Genomic DNA, 15,073 nt, shown 5'->3' with positions numbered 1-15,073 from the left:
TAGCTAAAGGAGATAAAGGGGTAGAAGTGGGCATAACGCTACACCGCCCACGGCCAGATCTATACCTGTCCCTTTGCGCTGCCAATCCCGGCTCAAATGCACACCTGCCAGCAGACCTACTCTCAGCAGCAGCGGAAGTGGTTGCAAGACTTGATCCAGCGAGAGCTGGAGGATGATCAGCAGATTTGTATCAAGATGAGTGGGCGATCGCCCCACGGCCTTGAAGAGGCTTTACCATCCATGCTGCATCACAAACTGACGACGCGAATAGCATAGAAGCCCCAAACAAGCGCCCGATGATCAGCAGTTATTTCGCTGTCTGGAACACTGGGGGGCAATCATCACCAGTTGAGTCTTGCCCCACGGAACTATTCCCTAGCACAATCCTGAAACGAGTTTTGTCCAGTGTTGCTGAAGCCTCGTACGAATTCGCCCTTCAAATGCTTGCACCTGGGTAATTTGCAGCGAAAATCAAGCAACAAATAACACACTACAATTCATCCGCTTAAGTAAAAGAAGCGGATAGTTTCGACGATCTAACCCAATCGGTACTGAGATCAGCTTGGTAAAACCGTATCAAATCTTTAAACAAAGACGAACTTGCCTCAAAGCATGAACGCTTGATGAAATCTGGTACTCCATCCGGATTCGGCAACCACGACAGTGGATTAGCAAATGAAGTCTGCATAAAGCTGGAGTCAAATTCTAGCCGCCAGTTCTGCCGACATGGCACAATCTGGACGATACTTTTCCCATTCTTTATCGAAACGGCTAGAGAAAACACGTATCAGAGTAATCCCTTTTGAATGAACTGTGATAAAGACCAAACCCAACAGCCTGCATCAGGGAACTCTTATTCTCTGGATGACTCTCTTCATACTGAGTTGCTCAGTCGTTTGCTAACGGTTGCCAATGATTGAGCAGATGCATGAATTGATCATTCTGGCTGATTCAGATGATATCAACAGGGGATCGAGTATCAATTTGTTGGTATTTTTTGTGATCACCCATGCGATCGCTGTTTAGAGTCTATCCGGCACATTCAATCCATTCACCTGGCCTTCTTGAACTGGATCATACGCCTTAACCAGGTTGTTTTCCCAGGCACGCCCACCCCTACTGCATCAATTTAGTCTCCGATGAAGCACTTTCTTAGACCCATCGGGCATTGTCTCACGACTGCCGTTGTTACCTCTGCGATTCTCGAAGCGTTTACTCTACCGGCTCTGCCAACCTCCGACCCGCCTTCTTCCTCCCAGGCCGCAGACAGCAACGAGTTAGATAGTCAGGCTGCAACACCCGCTCAATCGACCCCCACACCTGCGCCGATTGCATCCCCTGAGACGACTGCTTCAGTTGCGGCATCGGCCAGTGTTAGCACTCCTCTCGCTGCCACACCCGACAAACCACAACCCAAGACTAACCAACCCCAGGCTGGAGGGGTTCCCTCTTCAGAGGCAAGTTCAGCCGCCTTATCGATTTTGGCACCGCTGACGACCCCCTCCACCGCGATCGCTCCCTCCCAGCCTCAGCCTGATGTCGAGTCATCCACGCCATTAACCAGGGTTACTCCTTCCCCTGCGGCCAGTCCCGCTGCTTCAGAGAATGCGGTTGGCGCAACGAATCCTGATGCGGCAAGAACAGCTCCAACGGTTGCGCCATCACCCGCTGTGCCTGCAGCCGGTGAAGTGCCGCTCTCAGACGAGGCGCTAGCCGCAGCAAGGCAAGTGGTAGCGAATGAACTGGCAACCCTGGTAGAGCGCGATCGCCCTGCCCGCGAGGAACAGCTCAGACGCAATTTGGTGGTATCGGCGCTGCTCTATGCTCAACTCGGCCAGTTTGATGTGGCACGGCAGACAGCTCAGCATCCAGCATTACCACCCGAAACGCAGGCTGAAACGCTAGCCAAGATTGACAAGATTGAGGCAAAGCAGCAGGAAACGGTACCAGAGGTTGATCCAACCGTTGATTCTACTGGTGAAGCGGTCGCCCTTAACTCAACTCAGCCAATTGTCGTTCCCAGACAATGGACAGCCTCTCGCACCCCTACCTTTGTTAGCCCGGTGTTAAGCGATCGCTGCCTGCCGCGCGTGCTGGTTGACCGCTCATCGTCGGATGAAGCGATCGCCAAACCTGCGGTGGCAACGGCAGTGCAGCCAATTAACATTGGCAAGCAGTTTGCCGCGATGCTGGTTGGCTCCACTGCCCCAGGAGAGCCTGATACACTAGCTCAAACAGTCAGCCTGACCCAAGCGGCAGGTGAGAATGAGTCGGCGTTGGTGGCGGCTGTCGAAGCCACTGATCGTCGTGACCTTAAATCCGATGCGTCACAGTCCGATGCGTCAAATATAGAGAAGACCGCATCCGCACCATCGGTGGACTTTAAGCTCGATCGCGCCGTTGGCTCAGCGTTAAGTAAATCTTTGAACAAGGTAGGCGTTGCATCCTCAGTGGGCGTACCCATTGCGGTTCAATCTGCATTTGACTGGTGGACTTATCTGGCAAAAGGGGAAGAGGTTTCTCAGCAGCTATACGCAATTGCCAAGGAAACCAGTGCCGAGTCTGAAGCGATCGCCCTTGATGACACCGTTCTTGGCGATCGCTCCCTCGTCTCTGCCCTGGAACAACACCTGCCCAAGGCCGCTAATAAAGCGGGAGTGGCGAAAGCTCAAACGGTGGCGCTGGCACAATCCGCCACCCCAGATAAAGCGGCACCGGAAGGCTGCGCTGGAGTGCAGCCGATTTATTACAATCCGGCCTTCAGCGTTGATACCGCAGCGTTGCAACATTCGCGCTGGGGTAGAATTAGCTTCCCCTTAGCAATTCCGGCGGCCATTACCTCTGCCTTTGGTTGGCGCATTCACCCCATTTCGGGCGATCGCCGCTTCCATGCCGGGATTGACATTGGCGCTCCTACCGGAACCCCTGTGCTGGCGGCTCTGCCCGGTCGGGTCGTTGCGGCAGACTACATGGGTGGATATGGTCTGGCTGTAATTGTTGAAAACAGCGAAACCGCTCAGCGCAATGTCTATGCCCACCTGTCTGGAATTGCCGTGCAACCCGGAATGGTATTGCAACAAGGGACTGTGCTTGGCTTTGTGGGCAGCACGGGCAACTCGACCGGGCCTCACCTCCACTTTGAAACGCAGGTGCTAACCAGCAATGGCTGGGTTGCGATCGATCCCCTGGCAGTTGCCGCAGGTGTTACGGTCAGCCAGGGCAACTAAACAGAGGTATAAAGACATCTGAGCGACTGCTGTAGGGGCAATGCAATGCATTGCCCCTACAAACGTTGTGTATTTTTCAGCCCTACCGGATAGGCTTCCCTGTTTCTACTTCAGCAGCACATCAATCGGCTGCAACGGTTCTGGCTCACTTCAGCAACGATTCGAGAGAAGCGCAGTTGCCGCAACATCAGCCGATCGCAGCAGCTTGTTCAAGCGCACATGATCCCATCTCTACCATCGCTACACTGCCATACGATACCCGTACGTTGGGTAGCAAAGCTTTAGAAGAACGAAAAAACAGGGATTTTGCTGCCGTCTACCGCAATTGCAGCAACGAAGAAGTATTAATTTTAGCTGCACGATACCGTTAAATCTACGGCAATGTGACAAAACAAGGGAAGCATACAAATTAAATATTGATTTTACTTTCATTACTTCCTTCCAATCGCTAGTCAGTGTCACCTATATGTCCTATCGCGAGCATTTGCTTCACCAGCTCACCAATCGTATTCGTCAATCGTTAGAATTGCCAGAAATTTTGGCAACGGCTGTACAAGAAATTCGGTCTTTTTTAGAGATCGATCGCGTTAAAATCTACCGATTTGACACCGATAGCAGCGGAGAAGTAATTGCAGAGTCGATCGACGGCACCCGCCTGCCGTCTCTGCTCAATTTAAGATTTCCAGCAGAGGATATTCCGCTTCATGCAAGAGAGCTGTTTCTCAAGGCTCGCCAACGGGTGATTGTTGACGTAGGCATTCAACGCAGAACACTTCATTTGTTGGACTGCCCCGAAACGGGAGAAAGTTTGCTGGTTAACGACGTTCGCTACGCTGCCGTTGACCCATGCCATGCTCAATACTTGACCGCAATGGGAGTCGTTGCTTCGCTTACTGTGCCGATTTTGCATCAAAACCAGCTCTGGGGGCTGTTGGTGGCTCATCACTCCGAAACGCATCCCTTTTCGGAACGGGAACTTCAAATTGTGCAACTGCTGATTGATCAAGTTTCAATCGCGATCGCTCAAGCCAATCTGTTGTCTCAGGCGTGGCAGCAAGCCCACCACGAGGCTACCGTCAATCAAATCAGCAGTTTGCTGCACTGCCCGCTGAACATTGCCCAAATTCGGCAGGGGGTACTGGATGCAGCCGTTACAGCACTACGTGGTTCTGGCGGCAGGCTTTATATCGTGGCCGAACCCACTGGAGAACCCGCTCAACTGTACGTGGTCGGTGAACAACCGACTCAGTCGCTCATTGAAGAACAGCATTTATGGCGGCAAATGGCACGCTGGTACGCGAGTACAGATGCCGTTGAGTTGATGCAAACGGAATTGGAGGAAACGGCACCGCCCAATTCGGTTGCGGTTTTGTTTGAACAAGAGACGCGATCGCTCCGAGAAACATTGCTGATGCAGCACCAGACCGACTGGAATTTGCACGGGTCACCCTGTCTTTATACGCTTCCTTTTCTGCGCCAGCACCCTCAGCTTTATCCAATTGCCGCCGCCTTTGAAACGACTCCGATTCGGGCGATCGCTATTATCCCGCTGCATTTTCACAACCAGTTTGTTGGCTGTTTAAGCATTTTTCGGAACGGCTATGATACCGAAATTGTTTGGGCAGGTCGTCGCGATCGCGACGAGCGCAACCAGAGGCCAAGAGCCTCATTTGAAGCATGGCGAGAGCTAAAAGCCGACCAATCTCCGGTGTGGCAAGTAGATGAAATCAAGCTAGCGCAATCTATTGGGCTGCACCTTTATATGTCTGTGACGCAAAAGCGGGTCGAATCGATGATTCGCTATCAGGCATCGCACGATGCCCTGACCAATTTGCCCAATCGGCTCTTGTTCGACGAACAGCTCTCCCTGGCGCTTGTCAATGCTAAACAACGGGATGAAATGGTGGGGGTGGCTTTTCTCGATCTCGATCGGTTCAAGGCTGTCAACGATACCTTGGGGCACGCTACAGGTGACCAGCTTCTGCGGCAAGTGGCCGAACGAGTGCAGCACTGTCTCCGCGAAGGGGATGCGATCGCCCGTTGGGGTGGCGACGAGTTCACTCTGCTATTGCCGCATTTGAAGTCTGCTGAAGACGTGACGCGAATCTCACAACGCATCCTGAGTCGTCTTAACACGCCCTTCTGGGTAGAAGAGCAAGAGCTGTATATTACGGCCAGTTTAGGAATTGCGCTCAGCCCCTACGATGGCGATGATGCCGAAACCCTGTTGAAACATGCAGATGCCGCCATGTATCAAGCTAAACAACAGGGCAAAAACAACTATCAACTCTTTTCAAGGGAAATGAATCACCAGGCGCTAGCCAAGCTGGCGCTGGAAGCCGATTTGCGTAAGGCACTGCTAAAAGAAGAGTTTGAGCTGTATTACCAGCCGCAAGTGGATATTACCAGTCAGGAAATTACCGGATTAGAAGCGCTGATTCGGTGGCATCATCCCCGATTGGGCTTTGTGTCGCCAGGAAACTTTATTCCGCTGGCTGAAGAAACCGGGTTGATTTGCGAAATTGGCGAGTGGGTGTTGCGAGCCGCCTGTCAGCAACAGCGGCTCTGGCGCTTGGCCGGGTTGCCGCCCATTCGGGTGGCCATTAATCTCTCGGCACGGCAGTTTCAGCAACCCAACCTGATTAACAGCATGATGCAAACCATCGAGCAGACAAAAGCCGATCCCAATTATCTAGAGGTAGAGGTGACTGAGAGTGTGGCAATGCAAGATGTGCCATTTTCAATCTCGGTGCTAAAGCAATTGCGGCAGATTGGATTGCAAATCACAATGGATGATTTTGGCACAGGGTATTCGTCGCTCAATTCGATTAAGCATTTTCCTCTACAGACGTTGAAGATCGACCAATCGTTTGTGCGCGATTTGGTGCATAGCTCCAGCGACGCAGCGATCGCCAAAGCGGTGGTTGCTTTGGGGAAAGGATTGCAGCTCAAGGTACTAGCCGAAGGGGTTGAAACCAAAGAGCAGCTCGACTTTCTGCAAACAATTGAGTGCGATAGCGCCCAGGGCTTCTTTTTTAGTCAACCACTGCCAGCAAGCAAGCTCACCCATCTTTTATCAAGCTGTTTGGTGAATCCACTCCGGGCGCGATCGCAACCATTTTCCAAATTTCGCTATGCCAACCATTTCCTGGGGTACGCCTGATCTTCCACCAGAAGACATCTCAAAAAAAAGCATTCCAGTGGAATGCTTTGCTTTCGCTATGGGTTGCCACTCAGACGGCTAACACGATGCGGCTAATACAATGCTCTATGCTTCTGAGAACAGCCCCACCGGACAGGCGACGCTGGTGCCGCCCAAGCCACAGTAGCCACCCGGATTCTTCGCCAGATATTGCTGGTGATAGCCTTCGGCATAGTAAAACTCAGGCGCGTCCAAAATTTCGGTGGTGATGGTGCCGTAGCCTGCTTTGCTCAGTGCCGCCTGGTATGCCTCATGCGACGCTTCGGCTAATTGGCGCTGTTCCTCCGAATAGGTATAGATTCCAGAGCGATACTGAGTTCCTGTATCGTTGCCCTGACGCATTCCCTGGGTTGGGTTATGGTTTTCCCAGAAGACCTTCAGCAGAGTTTCATAGCTCACTTGCTTGGGGTCGTACACCACATAAACCACTTCGTTATGTCCGGTCATACCAGAGCAAACTTCATCGTAGGTGGGGTTTGGTGTAGTGCCAGCGGCATAACCAACTGCCGTTGTAAACACTCCATCTTGCTGCCAAAACTTGCGCTCGGCTCCCCAAAAACAGCCCATCCCAAACATTGCAACGTCCATACCGTCGGGAAAGGGAGGTTTCAGCGGATTGCCGTTGACGTGGTGAGCAGCGGGAACCTTCATCGGTTCTGCCCGCCCCGGCAGGGCTTCTTCCGGCGTTGGTAGGGTGAGCTTCTTCTTCCCAAATCCAAATAGAACCATGGCTGTTAATGCTCGATCGTTAAGATACCTTTACCCCTTTATTGTAGATATTTCCTTGCTCTGACGCTGTGCGATCGCGCCAGATGACGCAAAAAATGGATGGTTAAAGCATCCTCTTAGAGCGAATGTAGATTCCTCGACTCGTCAACTGATGAAAACGCCACACAAACAGCACTCCAGCGACAGCAACTCCGATCGATTGCCCCATCCACAAGCCTACACCTTCCAGCCCCAGAGGAAATCCCAACCCATATCCGCTAGTCAGCCCGATGCCCCAAAATGCAAAGCCGCTCAGCAGCATGGGTACACGCGTATCTTGAAGTCCATATAATGCACCCATTGCAACTCGTTGCACACCGTCTAGCAGTTGTGCCAGGGCTGAGATCATCAGCATTGGCACCGCCAGAGCCAGGACACTGGCATTAGCTGGATCGTGAATGTCGAGATACATTCCGATGACTTGCCGACGATAGGCCACTAGCGCGATCGCCGTAAAGAGCATAAATATGGCGGCAATGGTGATGCCAACATACCCGGCTCGTCGTGCCCCTTGAACATCCTGCTGCCCAAACCATTGACCCACACGAGCCGTGACGGCGTAAGACATTCCCAACGGCACCATAAAAATGATGTACATGGTTTGATAAACCGTTTGATGGGCTGCCAACATTTCGGTTCCCAGGAGACCCATTAGAAATGTGACAACCGCAAACAAGCCATATTCCAGGGCAATAGTGACCGCGATCGCTATTCCAATGGCAAATAATTGTCGAATAATTTGGGGGTTCAATTGACGTACATGTTGTAAGAATCGGTACTCCTTCAACTGCGGATGGTGAAGCGTATACATCAGGAACAGCAGAAACATCAGCCAGAAACTGAGGCCACTAGCTAATCCCAACCCTGCTAACTCCATTCGTGGAAAGCCAAACTTACCGAATCCCAAAACATAATTGCCTGTGATGTTGAATAGCGTTCCAACCATGACGATCGCGGTCACAATATGGGCTTGAGAGAGTGCCGAAACATAGCCTCGTAGCATGGCAAACCCTAACGCTGGAACGATTCCCCACAAAATGAAGTTGAAATAGGGATCTGCAAGGGTGGCGATCGCGGCTGGCTGCCCTAGCAACAGCAGCAAGGCATCTAGATGGCTAACGACCACCATCATGGCAATACCGAGAAACAGCGATAGCCACACTCCCTGGCGGGCAATTTGCTCGATCTGCGCTTTTCGCCCAGCTCCATATGCCTCAGCCACTAATGGACTCACAGCCATGACAATGCCGCTTGCCGTATTCAATAGAAGCTGAAAGGTTGTTGAAGCAAGCCCCCCAGCGGCCAAACTCTCTGTTCCCAACTGTCCCATCATGATCGTATCGACAAACCCAACAGCGGCTTGGGCAACTTGAGCACTAGCGAGCGGGATAGCAAGCTGGAAAAATGCTCGGACTTCTATTCCGCTGTTTGATCGAATGCCTGCTTTAGAGCCCATTGCCGTGTCTTCTTCCCGTGATTCACGACCTACAATTTAAAGAAACCAACAGCGGCAGACTACTCAAACGTTGCTTCACTAACACGATCTTGCTGCGAGTTTTTTACAGCACGCCGTTGTGACGCTAAACTCCAGTTAGCGACGTGTGTAGAAAGGTTTCTGCGATGCCATCAGCCCTACCCTCCTCCACGAAAACAGTGCGATCGCCCCAAAACGGGCTTCAACCCCCGCTCGTTTCTAGTCGAGAGTATGGTTGGAAGAACATTCTGGTTGAGGAGTTTCATCAACCGCCAGGTGAGGAGATCTATCAAAGTGCAACGGAACACACGCTTTGTTTATCGCTGAATCAGCGTTCATCTCAGTTATCGCAAAAGATGGGCGATCGCCGTCACATTGGCCTCTTCACCAAAGGCGATCTAACCATTGCCCCGGCTGAGTCATTGCTCATTAGCCAATGGAATCAGGACGATCGATATTTGCGAATTCGGGTGAGATCTGAATTTCTAAACCAGGTTGCTCAAAGTGAAGTTAGCTCGAATTGCATCGAACTGTTACCAGAATTTAGAGCCAGAAATCTAGAGATTGAACAGATTGGGATGATGCTCTTAAGCGAACTCCGTAATGGTGGAGCGGCAGGGCAGCTTTATGTCGAATCGCTGACCAATGTGCTAGCCGTCCACCTGCTCAGACATTATTCTGCTGAACAACCCTGTATTGCTGGATATCAAGGAGGGTTGAGTCATTATCAACTGCTTCAAGTCACGGATTACATCAGCGATCGGTTAGCAGATGATATTCAACTGTTTGATTTAGCTAAATTAGTGGGACTCAGCCAGTTTCATTTTAGTCGGCTCTTCAAGCAATCAACGGGAGTATCACCTTACCGATATGTGCTTCAGCAACGAGTAGAACGTGCAAAACAGCTACTTCAAACAACAGATTTGCCCGTGGTAGACATTGCGTTGTTGTCTGGATTTAGTAGCCATAGCCACCTGGGTAAATGGTTTCGCCAGCATACAGGAATGACTCCTAAAGCATTCCGAATCAGATCGGGCGATCGCTCCTGGCTGTAGATTCTTGTGCGTTGCGGCCACGGTATGAATTCGTCCTCAGCCCGGAAACTTCCAACCCTTCAAGGTGCCGCAGGATTGGGGGCGTGGCAACACGGCATGACCTCTCAAAGAGTTATAACCTGCATTCAGCACCACTGAATCGATCGCAGTAAGCTAGGGCTAGAGCGTCGCGGAGATCCCAATTATGGTTTCCCAACTAGAATCGTCAGGCATCACCTATCCAGACAGTGACGGTAAACCCGTGGCAGATAATACCCGGCAGTTTCGGTGGATTGTTGTCATTCAACAGAACTTAGAATGGCTATTTGCCGACTATCCAGAGGTGTTTGTGGCAGGGGATTTGCTGTGGTATCCGGTGGAAGGCAACAACAAACTGTGTACGGCACCCGATGTGATGGTGGCCTTGGGTAGACCAAAAGGCGATCGCGGTTCCTACAAGCAGTGGGAGGAAAATAACATGCCGCCACAAGTGGTGTTCGAAATCCTGTCACCCAGCAACACAGCCGTTGAAATGGATAAAAAGCTGTTGTTTTATGACCGTCATGGTGTAGAAGAGTATTACATCTACAATCCAGACACAAATGAATTGACCGGATGGCAGCGAACGGATGGTCTGTTGGATGCCATTGAACCAATCGCTGGTTGGGTCAGCCCCAGGCTCGGTATTCGCTTTGAGCCGTCTGTTGAACCGTTACAACTGTATCGTCCCGATGGCGCAAGATTCCTGAGCTATAGCGAAATTGCTCAGCAAGCCGCTGCCGAACGGCAACGGGCAGAAGCAGCAGAAGCTGCCCTGGCTGAAGAACAGCGGCGATCGCAAGCCCTGGCAGACCGCCTTAAAGCCGCAGGCATTGACCCAATTGACCTTATAAATGACTAACCCGACTAAAACCTTGGCTAAGCAGCGATTGGATACCCTTTTAGTAGAGCTTGAACTGTGCGATTCCCGGCAGCAAGCCCAACGGCTAATTCGGGCAGGCGAAGTAAAGGTCAATCATCAGGTGATTGACAAACCGGGCACAGAGGTCGAAACCACCGCATCCGTTGAAGTGAAGGCGCGATCGCCCTATGTGTCTAGAGGCGGCGAGAAGTTGATTAAAGCCTTGCAGGCGTTTCAGATTACGGTTGCAGGACGGATTTGTTTAGATGCGGGTATTTCAACCGGGGGCTTCACCGACTGTTTGCTGCAAGCCGAAGCAAAACAGGTGTATGGCGTGGATGTGGGGTATGGACAGGTCGCCTGGACATTGCGCCAAGATCCGCGTGTGGTTCTAAAAGAAAGAACCAATATTCGTCATCTCACGCCTGCCGATTTGTACGCCGCCGACCAGCCATACCCCGATTTTGGGGTGGCCGATGTGTCCTTTATTTCGTTGACCAAAATCCTGCCTGCGCTGTGGCAATTGCTGCAACCGCCGCGTGAAGTGGTGCTGTTGGTAAAGCCCCAGTTTGAAGTAGGCAAAGAGAAAGTGGGTAAAAAGGGAGTGGTACGCGAGGCAAAAGATCAGGCGTGGGCGATCGCTCAGGTGTTGCAGTCTGCCCAAGCGCTCGGCTGGAACTATGGCGATCTGACCTGGTCACCCCTGGTAGGGCCTGCTGGCAATATTGAATATTTGCTGTGGTTGAACATGGAGAGCGATCGCCCAACGCCCGATTTGGCAACCATTCAGCAGCTTACCCAAATGGCGCAACGGCAATTAACGTGATGGCTTTCTAGCCGACCGTTAGAGGATAGCTTAAACGTGCTGATTGTCACTCGAACTGCCCGTGACCGCAGATTCTTTTGCGTCAAGTTCTATTGACTTATTGCAACAAACTTGTTACCTTTGTTTACATACGGTTGCAAGCAAGCAAGTAATTTCAGACGCTTTACCAGCGATGAACGCATCATCCTTTATGGCGATGCTGCCGAACTCAAGGTTTGTATGATGTAAATCATGCTTTTGAAGAGTAACGATCGCTTACCTTAACGGTGCGATCGCAACACTTCTAGCATCTGTATCTCGTTAATTGTCGTTGCAGTGAGCTAGCTCGCTTCGTTGAGTTAACTCTCCTCTCACTACAATGACAAAGCTTAGGTTTTCTCCTACTTATTTAGCCCCAGCTCCGGCTGGGGCTTTTGTTTGACGGGCATCGCCGCCTATTGGTACAGCAATACCATCTCTACTGGCTCTCTGCTGGCTCTTTGCTCGCCCACAGCAATGGTATTCATGTCAGGTTACAAACCAGGCCATACCCAATCGATTCATTTTTGGCGTTCTCCAGGTAACATAAAGCTACCATTTGCCAGTAGTTTTCAGACGTACGATGCTCATCCACACGGTAGGGAGTATTGATGTAAACAGAATATCTTGGTCGTGACATCAGAGGGTATTGACTAGAGCCATTCAAGTACGTGTTCCGCCTCATAAAAGATGCAGAACACGGCAACGTTCGGTTGCCCAAACAACATTGCTAGGTCTACATTGCCCGTTTTGGGTAAAAACATCCCACGCTTAGACAGCAATTTTTGATGTCTCTAACGTTCCAGGTATATAGAGCCTCAAGCAATGTTAATCGGCAGATTTCAACGTAGCAAAACCCTGGCTAACCCAGCAATGTCACCATACCCCTCACCCCACATTCCGCCCCATTTGCTAATGTACCTGCATGAGTTTTGAGAGGGTTTCTTTAGTACCCACTTCATATAAACTGTGAAGTTGATGAGCAACGGTTTCAACTAACCGTGCCGACTGCGGTAAGTCACCAAAAATTTCGGACAGGCCGAACAAAGGTTGAGGATCAGAGCCGCCCGATTGCGCCTGTTGCGTGAGAACATCTGCCATTGGGTCATCTATGGGGATAGCGTTGCCCCGATCATCCTGTCCCTTGAGGTAACGAAACCAGGCAGCGATCGTCAGGCTCATGTAGTCGATCGCCCCATCCTGCCGCAGTTTATCTCGCAGTGAACCCAGCACAAATTTGGGCATTTTAGCAGAGCTATTGAGGCAAAGGCGCGGCAATTGATCGCGAATCTTGGGATTGGCAAAGCGCTCTACTAACGTCTGTTTGTATTCATCCAGATCAATACCAGAAACGGGTTGGAGTGTTGATGTCACTTCGTCCATCAAGCGATCGACCGCTTGCCGAATCAATGGATCGGCCATAACTTCATGCACATAGGTATAACCCATCAATGAGCCAAGGTAACCAATGAGCAGATGACTGGCATTGAGCAGGCGGATCTTCATCATCTCATAGGGATGAACATCCTGGGTCATCTGTACCCCAACCGCTTCTAAATCGGGTCTACCTGCACAAAAATTGTCTTCAATTACCCACTGAATAAACGGTTCTGCCACTACAGGGAAAGCATCATCAATACCAAACTGTTCGGCCACCATTGCAATATCAGCGCTGGTAGTCGCAGGCGTGATCCGATCGACCATACTATTGGGAAATGAAACCTGCTCGGCAACCCATTGTCCCAGATCTGGCTCGTGCAGGTTGGCAAAGGCCGTCAGCATGTTTCGCGCAATGTTGCCATTGCCCTGTAAGTTGTCGCAGGACAAAACGGTAAACGGCGGTAGTCCTCTCTGGCGACGCTGTTTGAGGGCGGCCGTCAAATAGCCAAACACGCCAATGGGCTGATCGGGGTGCTGGAGGTCGTGCTGAATTGTAGGATGCTGGGCATCAAATTCACCCGTGCCCTCAATGTAGTAATAGCCCCCTTCTGTAATCGTCAGAGTAACAATCTTACAGGCCGGGTTAGCCATCACATCAATTACCGCCTGCCGATTGTCTGGGGCAAACAGGTATTGGGTAATGGCACCAATGATGCGAGCGCGATCGCCCTCGGGTGACCGCTCAACCAGCGTATACAAACAGTCCTGGGATTGCAGCGCCTCTCGCATTCGCTGGTCATACTCCAGCAAGCCCACCCCACAAATGCCCCACTGCCGATCGGCGGTTTGATGAAAATACTGATCTAGATACAAGGCTTGATGCGCTCGATGAAATCCACCCACCCCAATATGGACAATGCCATTGGTGAGTTGATGGCGATCGTACTGGGGAATATGAACGGAATCGGACAAGCGCGACAGAGATGTCTCGTTCAGCTTGATGGCTGAACCTGTGCGGGTATAGCTATTCATGATCGTCAATCAATATCTACAAGAATTGATAGCTGAGTTGTAAAATCCAGTTCCTAAACAGCGGTACAACCCCTCATAAATGGGCGAGCGGATGCAGTTCGGCTTTAGGGATAGCTTCACCCTGAGCATCAAATAAATGGCAGCGATCGCCTTTGATGTAGATCGGAATCAGTTCATGCATCTGAATAGCGCTGTCTCCCTCGGTTTGCACCACCAGGGTATCGCCATCGCCGCCAGGAAGCTTGACATAGGCATAGGTTTCTCCCCCAAGCCGCTCCACCACCATCACCTCACCCTTGAGGTTGGCTTGAGTTTGATCGAGCCGTAAATGTTCGGGACGAATACCCAACGTTGCTCTATCACCCACGGCCAGACGGTTCGGCTGAACGGGAACCGTAACGGTTTCGCCTCCAGGGAGTTGGACGGTCGTGGTTCGTTGGCTCACATCTGTAACCGTGACCGATAAAAAGTTCATCCGGGGGGAACCAATGAATCCGGCCACAAATAGGTTGCGAGGGTGGTGATAGAGTTCCAGCGGTGAGCCGACCTGTTCAATTACGCCGCTTTGCAAGACCACAATTTTGCTGGCAAGCGTCATCGCCTCCACCTGGTCGTGCGTCACATAGATCATGGTGGATTGCAGGCTGTCATGCAGGCTGGCGAGTTCAATTCGCATTTGCACCCGCAACGCGGCATCCAGGTTGGAGAGGGGTTCATCAAACAGAAAGACCTTCGGATTACGAACCAGTGCCCGACCGATCGCCACCCGCTGTCGTTGCCCTCCGGATAGCGCTCTCGGTTTTCGATCGAGCAGCGGTTCGAGTTGTAAAATACGACCCACTTCTCGCGCTCGTTCATGGCGTTTAGCCTTGGGCACTCCTGCCAATCGCAGACTAAACGCCATGTTTTCTGCCACTGTCATATGCGGATACAGCGCATAGGTTTGAAACACCATTGCCAACCCCCGCTTATCGGGCGGCACATCATTCATCCGTTCTCCGTCGATCAACAAATCACCAGAGGTAATTTCTTCCAACCCGGCAATCATGCGGAGCAGGGTCGATTTACCACAACCCGATGGCCCCACAAACACTACAAACTCGCGGTCATTGATGTCCAGGTTGACCCCTTTAATCACATCAACATCGGTGTATTGCTTGCGAATATCGCGTAACGTAACAGTGGACATGAAAGACTCCTACCATGCATTC

11 protein-coding genes are annotated in these 15,073 nt (G+C 51.3%); 7 read left to right on the top strand and 4 right to left on the bottom strand.

The genetic code is table 11. The features are described from left to right. Positions 1 to 96 precede the first annotated feature (96 nt). From IQ268_RS13435 to IQ268_RS13425, 4 genes are all read left to right on the top strand, one after another. The gene (locus IQ268_RS13435) at positions 97 to 276 is read left to right on the top strand and encodes a hypothetical protein (RefSeq protein WP_193879512.1); all 180 of its coding nucleotides are present in this window, start codon (positions 97 to 99) and stop codon (positions 274 to 276) included. 863 nt (positions 277 to 1,139) lie between these two features. Continuing rightward, positions 1,140 to 3,227, top strand: coding sequence for a peptidoglycan DD-metalloendopeptidase family protein (locus tag IQ268_RS32255; RefSeq protein ID WP_228035336.1), 2,088 nt, complete (start codon positions 1,140 to 1,142; stop codon positions 3,225 to 3,227). 50 nt (positions 3,228 to 3,277) lie between these two features. Next, the gene (locus IQ268_RS32250) at positions 3,278 to 3,598 is read left to right on the top strand and encodes a hypothetical protein (RefSeq protein WP_228035335.1); all 321 of its coding nucleotides are present in this window, start codon (positions 3,278 to 3,280) and stop codon (positions 3,596 to 3,598) included. Between the two features lie 95 nt (positions 3,599 to 3,693). Then, complete coding sequence (locus tag IQ268_RS13425; protein ID WP_193879510.1) at positions 3,694 to 6,390, top strand: EAL domain-containing protein; 2,697 nt, start codon at positions 3,694 to 3,696, stop codon at positions 6,388 to 6,390. Positions 6,391 to 6,495: 105 nt separating this feature from the next. Here the strand turns inward: IQ268_RS13425 and msrA are convergent, their stop codons facing one another. Together msrA and IQ268_RS13415 are read right to left on the bottom strand one after the other, a co-directional pair. Further along, a complete protein-coding gene (gene msrA, locus IQ268_RS13420) occupies positions 6,496 to 7,158 on the bottom strand; it encodes a peptide-methionine (S)-S-oxide reductase MsrA (RefSeq protein WP_193879508.1) in 663 nt (220 codons plus the stop codon). Positions 7,159 to 7,261: 103 nt separating this feature from the next. Further along, entirely contained in the window at positions 7,262 to 8,653 is a 1,392-nt protein-coding gene (locus IQ268_RS13415; RefSeq protein ID WP_193879507.1) for an MATE family efflux transporter, read from the bottom strand. Positions 8,654 to 8,817: 164 nt separating this feature from the next. Here IQ268_RS13415 and IQ268_RS13410 point away from each other — a divergent pair, with 164 nt between their 5' ends. From IQ268_RS13410 to IQ268_RS13400, 3 genes are all read left to right on the top strand, one after another. Beyond that, positions 8,818 to 9,726, top strand: a complete 909-nt coding sequence (locus tag IQ268_RS13410) for a helix-turn-helix domain-containing protein (protein WP_193879505.1) — start codon at positions 8,818 to 8,820, stop codon at positions 9,724 to 9,726. A gap of 184 nt (positions 9,727 to 9,910) precedes the next feature. Further along, the gene (locus IQ268_RS13405; protein ID WP_193879503.1) at positions 9,911 to 10,606 is read left to right on the top strand and encodes a Uma2 family endonuclease; all 696 of its coding nucleotides are present in this window, start codon (positions 9,911 to 9,913) and stop codon (positions 10,604 to 10,606) included. 13 nt (positions 10,607 to 10,619) lie between these two features. Next, positions 10,620 to 11,432 (top strand): TlyA family RNA methyltransferase, encoded by an 813-nt coding sequence (locus IQ268_RS13400; protein ID WP_370584662.1) that lies wholly within the window; start codon positions 10,620 to 10,622, stop codon positions 11,430 to 11,432. A gap of 930 nt (positions 11,433 to 12,362) precedes the next feature. On the opposite strand, the gene IQ268_RS13395 is transcribed toward IQ268_RS13400, so the two are convergent. Continuing rightward, a complete protein-coding gene (locus tag IQ268_RS13395) occupies positions 12,363 to 13,862 on the bottom strand; it encodes a mannitol dehydrogenase family protein (protein WP_193879499.1) in 1,500 nt (499 codons plus the stop codon). 73 nt (positions 13,863 to 13,935) lie between these two features. Then, entirely contained in the window at positions 13,936 to 15,051 is a 1,116-nt protein-coding gene (locus IQ268_RS13390) for an ABC transporter ATP-binding protein (RefSeq protein ID WP_193879497.1), read from the bottom strand. Positions 15,052 to 15,073: the final 22 nt, after the last annotated feature.

It is taken from the genome of Oculatella sp. LEGE 06141, from assembly GCF_015207605.1.
In the GTDB taxonomy this organism is placed as follows: Bacteria; Cyanobacteriota; Cyanobacteriia; order Elainellales; family Elainellaceae; genus Oculatella.
The sequence above is the reverse complement of the archived record's forward strand: the minus strand, read 5'-3'. Positions and strand labels throughout refer to the sequence as shown.

What these genes read in the sequence shown, in the direction of transcription:
- IQ268_RS13415 (WP_193879507.1), bottom strand. Translation starts at nt 8,653, where the DNA reads ATGGGCTCTAAAGCAGGCATTCGATCAAACAGCGGAATAGAAGTCCGA.
- IQ268_RS13425 (WP_193879510.1), top strand. Translation starts at nt 3,694, where the DNA reads ATGTCCTATCGCGAGCATTTGCTTCACCAGCTCACCAATCGTATTCGT.
- IQ268_RS13410 (WP_193879505.1), top strand. Translation starts at nt 8,818, where the DNA reads ATGCCATCAGCCCTACCCTCCTCCACGAAAACAGTGCGATCGCCCCAA.
- IQ268_RS13395 (WP_193879499.1), bottom strand. Translation starts at nt 13,862, where the DNA reads ATGAATAGCTATACCCGCACAGGTTCAGCCATCAAGCTGAACGAGACA.
- msrA (WP_193879508.1), bottom strand. Translation starts at nt 7,158, where the DNA reads ATGGTTCTATTTGGATTTGGGAAGAAGAAGCTCACCCTACCAACGCCG.
- IQ268_RS13390 (WP_193879497.1), bottom strand. Translation starts at nt 15,051, where the DNA reads ATGTCCACTGTTACGTTACGCGATATTCGCAAGCAATACACCGATGTT.
- IQ268_RS13435 (WP_193879512.1), top strand. Translation starts at nt 97, where the DNA reads ATGCACACCTGCCAGCAGACCTACTCTCAGCAGCAGCGGAAGTGGTTG.
- IQ268_RS32255 (WP_228035336.1), top strand. Translation starts at nt 1,140, where the DNA reads ATGAAGCACTTTCTTAGACCCATCGGGCATTGTCTCACGACTGCCGTT.
- IQ268_RS13405 (WP_193879503.1), top strand. Translation starts at nt 9,911, where the DNA reads ATGGTTTCCCAACTAGAATCGTCAGGCATCACCTATCCAGACAGTGAC.